Annotated in this window: 10 protein-coding genes and 1 pseudogene; 3 read left to right on the plus strand and 8 right to left on the minus strand. The window is 58.1% G+C overall.

What is annotated here, in order from left to right:
- Nucleotides 1-26 precede the first annotated feature (26 nt).
- The 6 genes from ATY76_RS16180 to ATY76_RS16205 are packed head-to-tail and all read right to left on the minus strand — an operon-like array spanning nt 27 to nt 7,628.
- On the minus strand, nt 27-1,118 hold the full coding sequence (locus ATY76_RS16180; protein WP_088675743.1) for a GDP-L-fucose synthase: 1,092 nt from the start codon (nt 1,116-1,118) through the stop codon (nt 27-29).
- Nucleotides 1,111-2,238: a GDP-mannose 4,6-dehydratase gene (gene gmd / locus ATY76_RS16185; RefSeq protein ID WP_088675744.1), complete on the minus strand. Its 1,128-nt coding sequence runs from the start codon at nt 2,236-2,238 to the stop codon at nt 1,111-1,113. The genes ATY76_RS16180 and gmd overlap by 8 nt, the downstream gene beginning before the upstream one ends.
- On the minus strand, nt 2,235-4,445 hold the full coding sequence (locus ATY76_RS16190; protein ID WP_088675745.1) for a tyrosine-protein kinase domain-containing protein: 2,211 nt from the start codon (nt 4,443-4,445) through the stop codon (nt 2,235-2,237). The genes gmd and ATY76_RS16190 overlap by 4 nt, the downstream gene beginning before the upstream one ends.
- Nucleotides 4,442-5,587, minus strand: coding sequence for a glycosyltransferase family 4 protein (locus ATY76_RS16195; RefSeq protein WP_088675746.1), 1,146 nt, complete (start codon nt 5,585-5,587; stop codon nt 4,442-4,444). Before ATY76_RS16195 ends, ATY76_RS16190 begins: the two co-directional genes overlap by 4 nt.
- Nucleotides 5,581-6,681, minus strand: coding sequence for a glycosyltransferase family 4 protein (locus ATY76_RS16200; RefSeq protein ID WP_088675747.1), 1,101 nt, complete (start codon nt 6,679-6,681; stop codon nt 5,581-5,583). Before ATY76_RS16200 ends, ATY76_RS16195 begins: the two co-directional genes overlap by 7 nt.
- On the minus strand, nt 6,678-7,628 hold the full coding sequence (locus ATY76_RS16205) for a glycosyltransferase (protein WP_088675748.1): 951 nt from the start codon (nt 7,626-7,628) through the stop codon (nt 6,678-6,680). The genes ATY76_RS16200 and ATY76_RS16205 overlap by 4 nt, the downstream gene beginning before the upstream one ends.
- A 592-nt stretch (nt 7,629-8,220) precedes the next feature.
- On the opposite strand from ATY76_RS16205, the gene ATY76_RS16210 reads away from it, so the two are divergent.
- Both ATY76_RS16210 and ATY76_RS16215 read left to right on the plus strand, forming a co-directional pair.
- Nucleotides 8,221-9,543: an O-antigen ligase family protein gene (locus tag ATY76_RS16210; RefSeq protein WP_088675749.1), complete on the plus strand. Its 1,323-nt coding sequence runs from the start codon at nt 8,221-8,223 to the stop codon at nt 9,541-9,543.
- Complete coding sequence (locus ATY76_RS16215; RefSeq protein WP_088675750.1) at nt 9,540-11,669, plus strand: right-handed parallel beta-helix repeat-containing protein; 2,130 nt, start codon at nt 9,540-9,542, stop codon at nt 11,667-11,669. The genes ATY76_RS16210 and ATY76_RS16215 overlap by 4 nt, the downstream gene beginning before the upstream one ends.
- 298 nt (nt 11,670-11,967) lie before the next feature.
- On the opposite strand, the gene ATY76_RS16220 is transcribed toward ATY76_RS16215, so the two are convergent.
- Nucleotides 11,968-14,223, minus strand: a complete 2,256-nt coding sequence (locus ATY76_RS16220) for a choice-of-anchor Q domain-containing protein (protein ID WP_088675751.1) — start codon at nt 14,221-14,223, stop codon at nt 11,968-11,970.
- A gap of 460 nt (nt 14,224-14,683) precedes the next feature.
- Nucleotides 14,684-14,800 (minus strand): annotated as a pseudogene (locus ATY76_RS34235) (IS5/IS1182 family transposase); the annotation flags it as partial.
- 743 nt (nt 14,801-15,543) lie between these two features.
- On the opposite strand from ATY76_RS34235, the gene ATY76_RS16225 reads away from it, so the two are divergent.
- A complete protein-coding gene (locus tag ATY76_RS16225; RefSeq protein WP_088675752.1) occupies nt 15,544-16,401 on the plus strand; it encodes a WecB/TagA/CpsF family glycosyltransferase in 858 nt (285 codons plus the stop codon).
- Nucleotides 16,402-16,406 lie beyond the last annotated feature (5 nt).

The following is a 16,406-nucleotide window of genomic DNA, read 5'->3' on the forward strand; positions in this document are numbered from 1 at the left end:
ATGCGTCCCCCCCGAGACAAACCTTGTTATCCCTCGTGCAAATTCCCTATGCGCGAAGGATGATGCGCAGCTGTGGAGAGCGTGGCCGCATGCGGCGGCGAAGTCTTGGCTTTCTCAAAACTGATGTCGCTTGGGCCGATCAAGTCACTGGACGGAGCGCTGTCGCTGCGTTCGAGATGGTGGCCGTCAAGGAAGGAACGGTAGGCATCTGCGATGCCCTCCTTCAGGCCTATCTTGGGAGACCAGCCCAGCGTGCGAAGCTTGTCGACGCTCAGGAGTTTACGTGGCGTGCCATCCGGCTTGGTGAGGTCGCGCGTGATCTTGCCTTCGAAACCAACGATCCTGGAGACGAGGTGTGCCAATTCGAGGATGGTAATGTCTTCGCCGCAGCCGACGTTCACGTGACCTTCGGCGGAATAAGTCTTCATGAGATGGAGGCAGGCGTCGGCGCAATCGTCGACATGCAGGAATTCGCGCCGCGGCGTGCCGGTCCCCCAGATGCATATCTCTTGTTGCCGGTTGACCTTGGCCTCGTGTGTCTTGCGTATGAGCGCCGGCATGACATGGCTTGACCCGAGGTCAAAATTGTCGCCTGGACCATAAAGATTGGTAGGCATGGCCGAGATGAAATCGCTACCGTGCTGTTTGCGATAGGCTTGGCAGAGCTTTAATCCGGCAATTTTGGCGATCGCATACCATTCATTCGTGGGCTCGAGCGATCCAGCCAGAAGTGAGTCCTCAACGATCGGCTGATCGGCGAATTTCGGATAGATGCAGGACGAGCCCAGGAACAGCAGTTTTTCGACTTGAGCCTTATGGGCTGCGTGAATGACGTTCGCTTGGAGAACTAAATTGTCGTACAGGAAGTCGGCCGGATAGGTCGCGTTCGCGAGAATGCCGCCGACCCTTGCAGCAGCCAGGAAGACAGCGTCGGGGCGATGATTGCTCATCCAGGCCTCCACCTGCTCCTGCCGTCTGAGATCGACCTCGGCGCGGGTGGCCGTCAAAATCTCGCAACCCTCGGAAGCGAGACGCCGCATGATCGCAGAGCCCACCATGCCGCGGTGGCCCGCGACATAGACCCTTTTTCCGGCAAGGCTGTAGATCACCTCAGGCATAGGCGAAACCTTTGGTTACGCCGACTGACGGAACATTTCGGGCCAGGACTTTCAAATCTTCCCGAACCATCTCCGCAACCAGTTGATCAAGACTGGTCTCATGTTTCCAGCCAAGCTTCGTATGTGCCTTCGTCGGATCGCCGATCAGAAGATCGACTTCAGTCGGACGGAAGTAAGCCGGATCGATCTCCACCACACACTTGCCGGATGTCTTATCGTATCCCTTTTCCTCAACCCCGTTCCCACGCCAATCGATCGGCATGCCTACCTTGGCAAAGGCCTTGTCGACAAAGGAGCGAACGGAGTGCGTTTCGCCGGTCGCAAGGACATAGTCTGCCGGTTCATCCTGCTGCAGCATCAGCCACATGCCGCGGACATATTCCTTTGCATGACCCCAGTCGCGTTTGGCGTCGAGATTGCCGAGATAAAGCCGATCCTGCAGGCCAAGATGGATGGCGGCTGCCGCCCGGGTGATCTTGCGCGTCACGAATGTTTCGCCGCGGATCGGGCTCTCGTGATTGAACAAAATGCCGTTCGAGGCGTGCATGCCATATGCCTCGCGATAATTGACCACGATCCAATAGGCATAGAGTTTGGCAGCCGCGTAGGGTGAGCGGGGATAGAAGGGCGTCGTTTCACTCTGCGGGACTTCCTGAACCTTGCCGTAGAGCTCGGAGGTCGATGCCTGATAAAAGCGGGTTTTCTTGGTCAGCCCCAGAAGGCGAATTGCTTCAAGGAGGCGAAGCGTGCCGGTTCCATCGGCGTTAGCCGTATATTCCGGCGTCTCGAAAGAGACTTGAACGTGGCTCTGTGCGGCGAGATTATAGATCTCGTCGGGCTGCGTTTCCTGAACGACCCGGATGAGGTTCGTTGAATCGGTCATGTCCCCGAAATGCAAGATAAAGCGAGGATTTTCGATATGGGGATCTTCATAGAGATGCTCGATGCGGCTGGTGTTGAAGGACGATGAACGTCGCTTGAGGCCGTGAACAACGTAGCCCTTTTCAAGGAGCAATTCGGCCAAATAAGCACCGTCCTGACCTGTTATGCCTGTAATCAGCGCAACTTTATTGTTACTTGTCACTACGGTCTCCCCAGTGCGAGCGTTGCTCGAGTTCATGCTTGAAAATCGTGGTATTTCATCAATGAGTTTGCGAATAACTCCGAGTCACTGAAGTTGTATTTCGCATGTTGTTTTGGATTGACATTATTTATGGTGACGAAGAGTTCTGACTTCTGCGAGCTTTTCAGCTGTTGCAAGCAAAATTCCAGGGCGCGGCGGCTCGTTCCTCCCCATTTTGCCACCACGAGCGTTCGTTCTGCCACCGCTGTCAGGTGCATCGTTTCGAGCGAAGCGAGCACAGGCGCGGTGTCGAAGATGACGATTTTTCCTCTTGCACGGGCCATCTCGACAATGTCAGCCGCATCCCGCGAATGAGCGTGCCGATGGAGGCTGGGATTGCCCGCCGGAATGAAGTCGATACCGCTTGGGTGATGATGGATGATGTCCTGTAATCCAGCCAGTCCGCTCAGGAATTCATTCAACCCATGATCAAGCTCCGATTTGAAAATCGAATTCAGATTTCCGCGTCGAAGGTCGCCATCAACGAGCAGCACGGGACTTCCACTTGCGGCGAGTTCGATTGCCAACGATCTGGCGACGAGCGACTTGCCTTCGCCGCTGTGAGCCGAGGTTACAACGATACTGTTGGGCAGCTTTCCGCCATTGGATTGTTTGAGGGAAATCAAGACGTTGCGAATCGCTTCCTCAAACATCCCGTCTTGCGTGCCCGCGAAGAGTATCGACGGATTTTCCCTGTCTTTCCTTTTCAGATGCGGGATGAATCCGGCGGGTATTATACGCGACATTCCGGCCACCTGGTCGAAGCTGCGGACCGACTTGTCCATCATCTCGACCACAAATGCGGCGCTCACTGCGATCGAAATCGAAGCCAGGAGGGCGCCGGCCAAATAGAAAAGCCGTCCGCGTCCCTGCGGCGCAAGCGGCACTGCGGCTGGTGACAAAACCTCCAGTTCCGCCCCCGGCAGCATGGCTTGCCCAGCCAAGCCCCGGCGCTGCTCCTCAAGCCTGTCGAGTGCCGTTTGCTCTTTGTCAGTCATGCGCTGAAGTCGCGCCAACTCGGTCTGCGCCAGGGCGACGCGAGAACGCTTCTCGTGAGCGACCGCCAATGCCGCTCGGACAGCGTCATCCTCATGATCGAGCGTCGCAAGCTTGGCGCGTATTGATTGGAGATATCGATCGACAGCAAGGTTGAGATCGGTGCGGGATTTAACGATCCTCGCGCGCGCATCGACCACTGCTTCGGCAGTGTTGCCATATGTTTCAAGAAGGCGTTCGAGATCTTGCTCCTGTACACGAAGCTCACGTTGCATTGCGGCAATGCTGTCGGGAATGGTTATATTCTGCAGGGCAAGCGAGGCGTCGTCGCCCGCTTCCATTGCAGATATCGTCGCTCTCGCTTCAGCGCGACTTTGTTCGATTTTTGCTCGCCGCTCGCCCAACTCCATTGTCGATTTGATCGCTTCAACCTCAGCGTCGTCATTTGAGGCTAGCTCCATCGTTTTCTGATATTGGTCGGCGGCGTAGCGTGCTGCCTTCACGCGAATCTGCTGTTCGGCGATACGCTGCAGAATCCAATCTTCCGCTGCGTCCAGGCGGCTACGGAGACCTTCCTTGCGCTCTTCAAGGTAGATGCTGATGAGTCGGTTCGGGACTGCGGCTGCCAGTCGGGGGTCGCTCGCATCAAAGCCGATCTGAATAACGTCCCCCTGGCCATCGCGCCACACGCGCAGCGCCTTGTAATACCGAGGGATTATGGGCTCGATGCCGTTTTGTGCCGACGAGGACGGTCTTTCTTGGTCGACTAATCCGCGCAATATTCCCCGGATCTCGTCGATAAGCGAGGCTTTCTGCAGCGCTGGATTGAATTCCGGCCACTCGTCGAGCCGCAGGTCGCGAATGACCCGCTCTGCGATGCTTCTGGAAAGAAGCCGCTCGGTTTCCGATGTGGCGTTCAGCGGATCGTTGCGGCCGGAATCGTCCGCACCCAGCGTGGTTGCCAGAGGCGTGTGGATAATCAGCCGGGATTCGGCATGAAAGGTCGGCTTCAATCCCGAAATCGCGGCTGCGGCAGCCACCATAAGCAGCGCGACTATCGCCGCTATCATGACCGCCCGTCGCCGAATAAGGCGCAAGCCTGATGTCAGGTCAAAGTCGTCCGATCTGGTCTCTACCTGAAACCGAGGATCGTATCGCATCGACGAGAGCGAGCTGTTGCGGTCTGGCGGGACAGTTGAAATCGTCATCGTTCACCAACCATTGTTTGAGGTTGCGCGGAGACAGCTTCGTAGAGTTCTTCCAGCGATCGCATGTAAGCCTTCATACTGAAGTGGGCGAGGTAATGAGCGCGGCCCTTGGCCGAGAGATGGTTGCGGATACCCGGATCCGTGACCAATTTCGCCAGCGCCGCAGCCAGCGCATCCTTGTCTCCGACAGGGACGAAGACGCCGGTTTCACCGTCGGAAATGACTTCGTCATGCGCTCCGACGCGCGTGGTGACGACCGCAAGCCCGTGGGCAAGCCCTTCGACGACAGCCATCGCCAGGCCCTCGGCATGCGAAGGCAAGACCAGGATATCTGCCCGCGCACACAAGGCTTGCGCCTCGTCGGCGCCAAGCCAGCCCGGCATTTTCACCAGATCTGAAAGTCCCAGGTCAGCAGCCTGGCGTCGGTAGTCTTCTACAGGTCCGTCGCCTGCCAGCACGGCGCGCCACCGGAGCTCTTTCATGATCGGATGACCCAAGGCAAGCAGAAGCTCCGGCACGCCTTTGCGTTCGCTCAGCCGACCGAGAAATACGATCAACGGCACCTCGCCGATATGGACAATGCGTGCCCCGGGGTCGGGAACGCAATTGCGGATGACGGCGATGCGGCGCTCGTCCACGCCCAAAAGCGTCTTGAGCGTCATGCGGTCGCGCTGGCCCAGTGCCACGACCTGGTCGGCATGTTGAAACATCCGGCGTATGAGCGTTTGCCGGCGCGGAGAGCGTGCAGCAAAGTCGCTCGCATAGTCGTAGTCGTGCAGGTGCAATATGTAAGAGCACCCGAGGAGATGGGCAGCCTCTGTCAGGATCAGTTTTCTTGTGGTGCTGCCGCGACCGGCGACATGAATATGGTGAATGCGGGCCGGTGCCATTATCCGGTCCTTCGCCATCATCAAGACGGCGCCGAGCAAGCGCACGGGTGACGTCGCCACGGACCATCGAGGTCCTCTGGTGTCGGTGACCAGGTGTGTTTCGCCGGCCGCCTTCGCCGTGTTCGAGATATAGCCGACCAGCCTGCCAATTCCGCCACCGGTTTCGCAGCCACCCGGGACGTAGTGGCGGACGGTTGCCGCTGCGTTGCGTGTCGTCAGCCTGTTCCCATCCGTGAGCGCATCCATTAGCATGTCCCCACCACCTCACGATAAACGGCCGCAGCCTGTGCTCCAACGCGCTCAGGCGAATTCGGACCTGTGGCCCAAGCGAGCGCGCTGGTCCCGAAACTGCTTCTGAGCTCGTTATCTCTAGCCAATGTCCAGATGGCTCTCGCGAGCTGTTCCACATCTCCCGGTGGAACCACCATTCCCAATCGGTTCGGCACAACGGTGGCTCGCAATTCGCCGACATCTGTCACGATAACCGGTTTGCCGAATGCCGCGGCAAGATTGAGAACACCGCTTTGAGAGGCTTCCGTATAGGGAAGGACGACGATATCGGCATCCAGAAAGAGCTGGGCGACCTCCATATCCTCGATAAAGCGGTTGCGAATATCATAGCGGCCGGCTTCCCCCATAAGCGGCTGGAAGATCCACGGATCATCGCCGCGGCCGGCAACCGTAACGCGTAGATTGGGTAGCAGGTCCTTGAGCATCGCCTCGGCACGGATCAGATGCTCCAATCCCTTGTAAGCAAAAATCCGCCCGAAAAGCAGGACACGCAAAGTTCCATCTTCGCCGCGCCGCGCCATCTCGTAACGCCGAGCGAGATCCGCGTAGCGATGAATGGCGGGATGCGACAGGACATGGACACAATCAGGCGATTTTGAATATCGTTCGAGGACCATTTGTTTCAGCCCTTCGCCATGGACGACGACATGACCCGATTGCCGCACCATCAATTGGGGAGCCCAGGCCGGCAGTGTGCGGGTGTCGGAATCGCCGGGATGCACTTCCACGTCATGGACGGTGGTCACGATCGGGATCGGGCGCCAAAACGGCGCGGCGAAGTTCAACCAGAGCGTCGAGTTGCTCAAAAGGTGAATGACGTCTGGCCGCTCCCGCCGGATAAGACGTGTGAGCTGATGCAGGAACCAGGGGTTGGAGAGCGAGCGATGCCTTGGCCAGTCCATCAGGTGCAGATCGACAGCCGGATCGATCCATGAAGCAAGGTGTGCGTAGCGCCGGCGCGGAACCGCCAGGATGACGTGCGCATGTCGCGCAACGCCGCTGGCGAAGGAGATGGTGTAGTCTTCCAATTCGGAAACCAGCAGCAATGCCTTCATCCCGCCGACTCCGACAATCCAACATCCTGACCAAGTCGAGGCAGGTCGCGGGCCGTGCGCAATGCATCGCGCGTCCGCCTCAACAAGTTTGGCTCTCCGGCGAAAAAGAGCCCTTCCAGGGCAAGTCTGAACCGGGTGCGTATATCCGCGCCCTCCAGCCTGGCTGAGGCGACCCGGTACGGGTAGTGATCGGTCAGATGCAGCCTTCCCGCGAGATCGTGCGCAGAAAGAAACCGGTTCGTCGCTTCAACGGTCGCCTGCCAATGGGCCATCCGCTTTCGCAGCATGACGGCATCATCGACGGGCCGATACCAGTTATTGCTGTGAATCCGGTAGAACCCGAGTGGATCCGACAAGGCGACAACGCCCCCCAGAAATGGATAGATGCCTGTGAGCCAGGCGTCGGCGGACAGGCGGAACTGCGCGGGAATATCACCCGCTGCATCCCACGCGCTGCGTCTTACGGCGATGGCCGATGTCATCGGGAAGGGCCACCAGCCAGCCGATCTGGCGAGCCGCGTCGATAAATCTCCTGAACACAGGGTCCGAGGGATCGGCCTGAAGGCTGGTAAGCCATCGCTCTGCGTTGGCTGAAGTCGGTGATAAACAAGCGACGCCTGAGGATTCGATCGGAAAGCAGCGGCGGTTGCCGACAGCTTGCCCGGCGCCCACCAGTCATCGGCATCGAGAAAACAGAGGATGTCGCCACTGCTTAACCTCACAGCGGCATTCATGGCGGCGGCTTGCCCCTGGTTCTCCTGGAAGAGCACCTTCACTTGGCTGCCATAGCCCTCGAGAACAGAGCGTGACTGGTCGCTCGACCCGTCGTCGACGACGATTATCTCGACATTGGATGTCTGCTGGCTCAAGGCGCTGTCGATTGCCTGGGCAACGAAGCGACCGTAATTGTAGTTATTGATAAGGACGCTGATTGTAGGCCGCTCCATGACACCCCTCAAGCGCGTCGCTGCGCGACACGTCGGTGCGCCAGAGTTGCGAACCCTCGCGCGTTGGGCAGCGCAGATTGATGCAAGGAGTTCTGCTCGACCAGGACTTCGCCTTGAGCCGGTAGGGTCACCGTCGACAACGCCGCAACGCCTGACGCTCCGCTTATATAAAGTAACAATCCAGGACCATGACGCAGAACCATAGCAATCCCAACCCTTCTAAGCGTCACCTGCCAACGGCCGGCTGCGCCAGAATTATTGCCTCACTTCACCGGAAACGGCTTCGCGATATGCTTTCATCGTCAAGCTACCGGTGATTGGTCACGGGTGACATCTCCTCTTATGGGCAAGGCCATGGGGTCCAGCACCAACTTTTGGGGGAGGGGTAGACCGTAAACTTAAACCAGACACCGCCCTTGGGTGGTGGGGATGCGCGTTAGGCTTAGCCCTGCCTTCGTTTGCGTTGGTTGACTGGGGAGGTGGCGGGATGATTGTTGATTGGCAGGCAGCGCCGCTATGAAAGGGAACCCATGTCTTTCCAAATTGCCGCGATCAACAGCCTCTCATCCGTCTAAGCAAGTTGGGAGCGGTAATGAGAGCCTATACGCTTGGAGCAGCCAATGGGCCGGCCCTCAGTTGGCGAGCGATAGAGTGCTGGGGCGCCGGCGTGTGCCTTTTTCTTCAAACAGGCGCGCTTTTTCCGCTCCTGTTGGCGGATGCGGACGGAGCCCTTAGCGATCATGCCAGGTCTATATTGCGTCTGCTTTGCCTACCCGTATACGGGTTTACATTGTTGATGCTGGTACGAAATCTTCCGCAATTTCTCACCGCGCTCAAGCGAAATTGGCTTGTCCCCGTGATGGTCGCCATACCGTTTGTGTCTGTCTTCTGGTCGGTAGGCCCATCAACGACATTCAGGCGCGCCATCGGCCTGCTCTTTACGGTACTTCTGGCCTATGTGCTGGCGATACGCTTCACACCGAGGCAGTTGCTTCTCCTTGCATTTGCGACCTTCGGAACATGTATCATCCTCAGCCTGTTGATTTTCGTAGCGTCGCCGGGTCTCGCCCGCATGCCGCTGGACGGCTCGCTGCGGGGCGTCTTCATTCACAAGAACAGTCTCGGTTGGTATGCCGGCATGATGATACTGGTGGCGACCGCCGTTTTAATGGACGCCGACCGGGGCTTACGGCGGGCGGCTTTGCTGTTGCTGATTGCGGGTGGGATTTGTCTGGTAGGCTCCGGATCGATGACCGCGATCATTGCGACGGTATCAGCCTATTGTTTGATCGGCTTCTACTCCGTCTTGCAGCGGCTCCGTGGCATCAGTCGCATCGTCTTCATCCTGTTTTTCGTACAACTGGCTGTCGGGCTCCTCCTTTGGCTTCACGAATTCCTGGTCCCATTCCTTGAAGCGCTCGGCAAGGATGCGACTTTGACGGGTCGAGTGCCCTTGTGGGAGCTGGTCGATGGTCAGATAGCCGATCATCTGCTGCTCGGCTTCGGCTACCAGGCGTTTTGGACGGAGGCGAACCCGGAAGCCTGGATTATCTGGTCAAAGATCCAGTGGATGGCTCCCCACGCCCATAATGGATTCCGCGATACGATGCTGAGCTTCGGAATAAGCGGAATGGCTTTGTTCGCTCTGATGGTTTTGCAGGCGCTACGCCAAGGGGCCGTCCTCCAGTGCCGGGATCAGCATTACGGCTGGCTCTGGATGAATGTCTTCACGGTCGTGATTTTGGTGATGAACCTGACCGAGTCCATCTTCCTGATCCAGAATGACGCGATATTCATTCTGTTCATAACGGGCATCATCATGTTCTCGCTGTACGCGCCTGTGGTTTCGACGGCCCCTGGCCGGCGACTGCGGGCACCGGCACGGAGCGGAGCGGCGGAGCTGCAAGTCTCATGAGGCTGCGTTTCGCACCGATCTTCGGCGTTTTGCTTGCGATGCTCTTTCCGCAGCCAAGCAACCTGGCATCGGTGAACCAGGACGCAGATGCGCCCGACAGGCTGCGGACAGCCGTCAGGGAAGCGACTTGCGCGGAAGCTTCGCCGGCGACCCTTTCGGACAAGCTGAAGGGGACTTCGCTGAGCGATGTATTGACCGGCACATCCGCGGTCCGGACAGTGTTCTATGTTTCTCCCAATGGCAAAGACAACTGGAGCGGACGTCTTGCCAAACCAAATCCTCAGGGTACCGACGGTCCCTTTGCCAGCATTGAAAAAGCTCGGGATGCTGCGCGCCAGAACGGCGGCCAAAACACAATCGCAATGGGCAATGGAGACTACTATCTCGTTCAACCGATAGTCTTCGATGCTCGCGATGCGGGCCTGGTCATCGCGGCGAGATGTAACGAAATGCCGATTTTGCACGGTGGCCCGCTTGTGCGCAACTGGGCGCCTCAGGCCGATGGTCGCTGGACGGCACCGCTGAGGTTGCCGCCCGATGAGGCGGTGGGCGATCTCTTCGTCGATGGGATCCTGCAAACTCGGGCCCGCTTTCCCAACGCTCCCCTTGGCGGAGATCCGCGTAAGGGATGGTTGTTTGCAGCCAAGTGCGAGCCGGACAGCGATATTTGGCAAGGTAATACGCGCTTTTGCTTCCGTGCCGGTGATCTTCCGGCGTTGGAAGATCCAACCGGGCTTGTCGTCCACATCGTTGGCGGCTACCAGCCGGGAAGCCAATGGGGCAGTGACACGCTCCCGGTTGTTTCAATCGACGCGGCAACCCGGACTGTTGATACCAAAGGCACCGGCTATTTTTTCACCGCAGAAGGCAGCCGCTATTTCTTGACGGGGGCAGCGGCCTTGCTCGATGTTCCTGGGGAATGGCGGTATGACGTCGCTGCAGGACAGCTCACCTATATCCCTACCGATAGACTATTCCCGAGCTCCGCGGTTGTCGCCGGCGTCCTGCCGACATTCTTCAGGCTGGAGGGGGCCGATGGCATGGTTGTCTCGGGCCTCGAGTTTCGTGACGGAGGTCCGCAGGGCAGCGGCAAATTCTATACCGACACCAGAGGGTTTGGCGCCATACGGCTCGAGCATGCAGACCGCGTCAGGCTGCTCGGCAACGTCATGAAAAATGTCGGCGTCGGCATTCACGTGAGTGAAAGCGAGGATGTTCTGATTGCCGGCAACGTGATCGGAGATGTGGCTGGCAACGGGATTTACATCGGCACGACCTATGGCAGCTTCGGCAAATCGAACGGCGCCAGAATCCTGTCGAACCATATCCATGACGTCGGAAGGGTCTACTTTGAAACGGCGGGAATATGGTTCCAGGCCGCCGACAACATCAGGATCGCCCATAACCTGGTCGAAAATACCGCGCAGTTCGGTATCGCCGGCGGCTCGCTGTGGGGTGCGCAAGACGCAGTCTACGACGCAGTCATCGAATATAACGAGGTTCGCAATGCCAATCAGCAAACGGCAGATGGCGGTGCCATCAAGCTGATGGGCGAGCAGGCGGACCTCATGAACAGCAGCATCCGCTACAATCTGGTCACCGGGACAGGCCAGCTTATGAACAGAGCCGATGGGACGTTCTGGCCTACCGGATATGAAAATATCAATGAGTGGCCGACTCCTATCAGCTGGGCAATCTACACCGATGGCAAGGCCAGTGGTGTGCGCATCGAAGGAAATACGCTTTCGGACAATATATCGGCGATCGGCATCAACGGCGGCTGGAGCAACCTGGTGACGGGAAACGTCATCACGCACGGATCGGGCGCGGCTTTTCGCGTTGATGACAGTACGGGCAGGGGTTGGCATCCGCCATGGGCGCGTCCTAATCGTATCGAGAACAATATCGTGTCGATCGACAGTAGCAACGGGCTGGCAGCCTATGTCTACGCTCCTGACCATGGGTCTGGATATGTGCAGTTCGCACATAACCGCTACACCGGCAATTTGAACGACAAGAGCTTCCGAATACATCCGAAGATCACGCCTCGGGGAGAATTTGGCAGTTTACGAGATATTCAGAAGGCTGGGGCGGACACCGACAGCGTAGTCGCAACGCCCGAGTAATAGGGGAGAATGTCCGGGCTGACTCAACTCAGGTTCAACACTGACTTTTGGAAGTCCGTGATGGATGCGACGCGCGTCGAGATGATCAAGGGGAGCGTGTCAGGGGCTCTGTGCCGGGTGAGACCAAAGGCAAACGCGGGTTCCCGGGCGATAGACGATCCAGCGCAAAGGTTCCTTCTTTGCGGAACGCGTGGCGTCAACGGAAAAGGGGGCCGGGATTGTCGTACCGAGAGGAAGGGACACGACTGCCCGTGACGTGTGGGCCCGCCGCCTGAAAGGCGACGGGCCGACCCGGTTATTAGACAAGCACGAAGTCTTTGAAGTGAAGTGCTGCGGAATTGTCGAGATCCGCGACATGAACGGCCGCGCCCGCTGCGCTTCCATCCGCGTCATAGGACAGAATGCCGCTCTTCTGATCGTAGATCAGCTTGTCATCCGCCTCCAGCGCTTTTGTTCCGAGAACGAAATTCTCGTCCGAAAAATGGGAGAGGCTGAGCGCGGTGAACACCGAATGATCAAGCATCAGCTTGTCGCCCGCCGCAGAGGAAAAATCGCGGATCTTGTCCATGCTGATATTGTCGGGCTTCACGTCGAAGACGAAGGTATCGCCGCCGCCGCCGCCGGTCAGAACATCTGCGCCGGCTTTTCCGATCAGCTTGTCGTTGCCGAGTCCGCCGTTCAGCTTGTCCGCGCCGGACCCGCCATCGAGAACGTTGCTGCCGCTATTTCCGGTCAGCACGTCGTTGTAGCTGGAGCCAGTCACGTTTTCGATGCTGATGAACTTGTCACCGGCGGCATGGCCGCCCGATGCGGCACCAGTCGCCAAGTTGACGTTCACCCCGCCGGAGCCCGCATAGCCGGCCGTGTCGCTGCCGGTCCCGCCATTGAGAACGTCCCCGCCGGCGCCGCCGCTGAGCTTGTCCGCGCCAGCCCCGCCATTGAGAACGTTGCTGCCGCCATTGCCGCCGGTCAGCACGTCGTTGTAGCTGGAGCCAGTCAAGTTTTCGATGCTGGCGATCTTGTCACCGGCAGCTTGCCCGCCCGATGCGGCCTTCGTCGCCAGGTTGACGTTGACCGCGGTGGAGCCTGCATAGCTGGCCGTGTCGTTGCCGCTGCCACCGTCGAGCACATCCGCGCCGGCGCCGCCCTTCAACACGTCACTACCGCCGAGACCCTTGTAGGTTTCGTTGCCGGCGTTGGACTGACCGGTGTGTGGCAGGATATCGTTGCCGTCAGTGCCGGTGATTACCTTCGTCGGCGAGGTCGGCGAGGTCGGCGAGGTCGGGGTTGTCGGCGTAGTTGGTGTGGTTGGCGTAGTCGGTTGCGTTGGCGTGGTCGGTGTGGTCGGCGTGGTCGGTGTCGAGCTGGAGCCCGATTCATAGGCGCCCATATCGACAGTTCCAACGACGCGAGCGTGGCCGTCCAGATCGACGGAGGCGACGCCGTATTTGCTGGTTCCGCCGTCGATCGCCGACGAGCCCGAGCCGAGATGGAAGTTGTCGCTCGCTGCCCCCGCGAATTTCGGATCGACGCCGAGCTTGTTGCCGTCCGCCGCGCTCGGCATCGCGTTGCCGCCGTCGGTCTTGACCGAGGCCTGGCCGGCCGTGCCGTTATAGGTGATGTTGTTGGCCCAGACGACGTTGCTGTTCTTGTAGCTGTCGGTCGACGTATTATCGATCGCGGTGTTGTTCTTGTTGATCGACGGGTCCGCGACGGCGATGTTGTTGACCCAGGTGTTGTTGCTCGACGCCGAGTTGCTGAGCTCGCCGCGCCAGGTGCCGCTGTTCTGCGGGTCCTGATTGTTGTGGTATGCGGTGTTGTTTTTCACCGTGACGGAGTCGCTCCAGGTAACCTGGATGCCTTTGCCGCCGTTCTGGTAGACGAGGTTGTTTTCGACCAGGGTCTTGAACGTGTAGTTCGGATGACCGCTCGTCTGGGTGCTCTGGAAGTCATCGATGATGATGCCGTTGCCATCGGTGTGTGCGCCCGACTTCGTCACGTTGTCGTGCGAGATGTTGTTCCGCACGATCGTCCGGTAGCCGTCCGTCGAGGTGTCGCCGGTGATGTTCCGGTTCTGGTAGATCGAGATGCCTGAGAACCAGCCCGTCGATGCGTTATTGTAGGTCTCGTTGCCTTCGATGCGGATGAAGTCCGACTGGTTGAACTGGATGCCCGACTCCCCGCTGCCGTGGACCTTGTTATCGAGGATCTGGATGTGGTGGACATTGTTCGCTTCGATGCCGTCGCCGTTGGCGCCGCCAATGTCAAAGCCCTTAACGACAACGTAGTTGGCGTTGACACTGATCGCGTTCCACGAGCCCTCGGGCGGCCGGATCAGCGCCCCGCCGGGAACTTCCGAGCGCAGCGTGATGTTGCCTGCTGCCGAGCCGTCCTTGTCGATGTTGATGGCCTCGTTGTAGGTCCCCGCCTTTACCACGACCTCGTCGCCGGGCCTAAGGTTCGATGCCATTGCCTCGCTGATCGTGCGAAAAGGAGACGAGGCACTGCCGTTGCCGCCGCTGCTGCCGGTCGTTGCTACGTAGTATGTCGTCATTGTCTTGTCCTCAACCTTAGCGTTGTTCTTTACCAATTGCTAATTTTAGCTAATCACTCGTTGCGGCGCGGTTTATAGGCCGACGTTTTCGAGGGCGCAACAGCAACGCGACAGTAAGTGCTTGAGATGAATGAGCCTTATTGCTGCCACAATGTCCAAATCACTCCAAAGTTACATTTTGAAATATTTGCGGAATTTCGAGTCGCTGAAATTGGGGCAGTATAAAGGTCCCGTTTGCCGCGAATTATTCTTTCTGCAACTACAGTGACATAGCCCTATTGAAAACATTAGGGAAACCCGATGGCGTGAGTGGATTTTTCCTCCGAAACGAAAAAACGGCATTTTTTTTCTCAATTTAACAATTTTTGGCATCTTTTGCGTAATAAATGGCCGCCGTGCAGGGGCACCGGGGCCTGCCCGCCGCTTTATAAGGCAGCATATCGACGGCCAGCGACTCACTAGCCATCCACAAAAGCGCGTCCAAAAGTGTTCGATTATCGGTGCGAGGACCGCGTCTCCCTCTAGTCTCACACGGCACAAAGCTCCTGCGCCGATCATTTCGATGTGCGTCGCAAATCCATCACCGTCTCCAGAAGTCAGGTGTTGAATCTGCGTTGCTCCAGCCCGGGAATCCCCGCCTTCGGATCGTCACCTGGCGGAGTGAGGCAGGCGTCCCGATAGTGGGCGGGGCTATATTATGACAGCAAGCTGTCTCAGCACTTCTGCACTGAAGGTTCCCCGGAACTTCAGGATGGTGGGTAGCCTTCCTCGGCATAGGCGAGGTCCACGCATCCGACGGACGAAGGTCATGAAAACTGCGACGCGGCGGGAGGCCTGCCGATCCATCGAATGAGCGATCACGTCAAGGTGAAAGCATTCTGAGCGTCGAGGCGAAGCCGCGGCCAGATCCGTTCGAAGATCCTGCGTAAACTATATTGATCGGTGCTCAAGTCTTTCTGCAGGTGGTTGGTGCTGCCGGGAAGCTCTGGAGGCTCGCCAGCCGGCGCCGTCATCGCGCATTTTAGGTTCAGCATGTCTCCCTGCCGGCTTTATTCGCGCTCGAACTCCCATTCATGCGCGAAGCGACTATCTTCTGCGGCTTTGCGAGGCTTGACTGCTCTTTCGGGGCCGCGCTCATCAAAAAGAGCAAACCTGGCAAGCCGAGGGGTACGTCACCTTACTTCGAATATGTAACCTATCTCAGCCTAAGACGTAGAAACACGAGGTCTCTTCTACGTCCAACAGTTGGAGGGGCAAGTATGGAGGCAATCGTCCTGGCAGCATATTCTGATGACAGTTTAGATCGCGAAAGCGTAGGTCATGAGAAAGCAACCAGTAGACGGCAGCCAAGATTCAGTTCTCAATCAAACGAGTTCTTTGGAATGGATTAATGTCCTTGGTGTTCGCATTTCGGCAGTTAATCTCAAAAGCGCGACTGGTTTTATTCAAAAAGCGATCGAGGACGGTAGGAAGGGATATGTGTGCGTACGCGACGCACACGGCGTCGTCCGATGTCAAGATGATCCCGAGCTCCGGTCGATACATAACCGGGCTTTCCTCGTAACTCCTGACGGCATGCCGTTGGTATGGGCATTGAAGCGTGCGGGCCATGCCGAAAGCGACAGGGTCTATGGACCGGATCTCATGTTGTCCGTTTTCGATTCCGGCAGCTCCAACGGCTTGCGCCACTTCCTTTATGGCGCAACGGCCGAAACGCTCGAACAACTGCAGGCGCGCCTTCTCGAGAAATTTCCGAAAGCACAGATCGTCGGCTCCTATGCGCCACCTTTTCGCAGCCTGTCGACGCCGGAGGAAACGGAAATTGCTGACCGGCTCAATCGATCGGGCGCCGATATCATCTGGGTCGGGCTGAGCAGTCCCAAGCAGGAACTCTGGATGGCGCGCATGCGTGATCGTCTGGACGCATCGATGCTCATCGGTGTCGGAGCCGCATTCGATTTCCACGCCGGCCTGAAGCGGCAGGCTCCGAGATTCATTCAAAGAAGCGGCTTCGAATGGATGTTTCGTCTTCTGTGCGAGCCGCGGCGGCTGTGGCGGCGCTACGCGCTCGTCGTGCCGACCTTCATCTCACTGTCAGCATTCCAGAGACTGGGGCTTCGGAAGTTTCCGATCGAAGACGCTATTTCTGGATCGGGCGCGTCAGGACAAATGCAGTAGAGGGG

The organism is Rhizobium sp. R339, assembly GCF_002211395.1.
Classification (GTDB): domain Bacteria; phylum Pseudomonadota; class Alphaproteobacteria; order Rhizobiales; family Rhizobiaceae; genus Rhizobium.

Bases quoted from the DNA above. Each gene is read 5' to 3' on its own strand.
- ATY76_RS16195 (WP_088675746.1), bottom strand. From the start codon at position 5,587: ATGCTAATGGATGCGCTCACGGATGGGAACAGGCTGACGACACGCAAC.
- ATY76_RS16215 (WP_088675750.1), top strand. From the start codon at position 9,540: ATGAGGCTGCGTTTCGCACCGATCTTCGGCGTTTTGCTTGCGATGCTC.
- ATY76_RS16205 (WP_088675748.1), bottom strand. From the start codon at position 7,628: ATGGAGCGGCCTACAATCAGCGTCCTTATCAATAACTACAATTACGGT.
- ATY76_RS16190 (WP_088675745.1), bottom strand. From the start codon at position 4,445: ATGACGATTTCAACTGTCCCGCCAGACCGCAACAGCTCGCTCTCGTCG.
- ATY76_RS16220 (WP_088675751.1), bottom strand. From the start codon at position 14,223: ATGACGACATACTACGTAGCAACGACCGGCAGCAGCGGCGGCAACGGC.
- ATY76_RS16180 (WP_088675743.1), bottom strand. From the start codon at position 1,118: ATGCCTGAGGTGATCTACAGCCTTGCCGGAAAAAGGGTCTATGTCGCG.
- gmd (WP_088675744.1), bottom strand. From the start codon at position 2,238: ATGAACTCGAGCAACGCTCGCACTGGGGAGACCGTAGTGACAAGTAAC.
- ATY76_RS16200 (WP_088675747.1), bottom strand. From the start codon at position 6,681: ATGAAGGCATTGCTGCTGGTTTCCGAATTGGAAGACTACACCATCTCC.
- ATY76_RS16225 (WP_088675752.1), top strand. From the start codon at position 15,544: ATGAGAAAGCAACCAGTAGACGGCAGCCAAGATTCAGTTCTCAATCAA.
- ATY76_RS16210 (WP_088675749.1), top strand. From the start codon at position 8,221: ATGAGAGCCTATACGCTTGGAGCAGCCAATGGGCCGGCCCTCAGTTGG.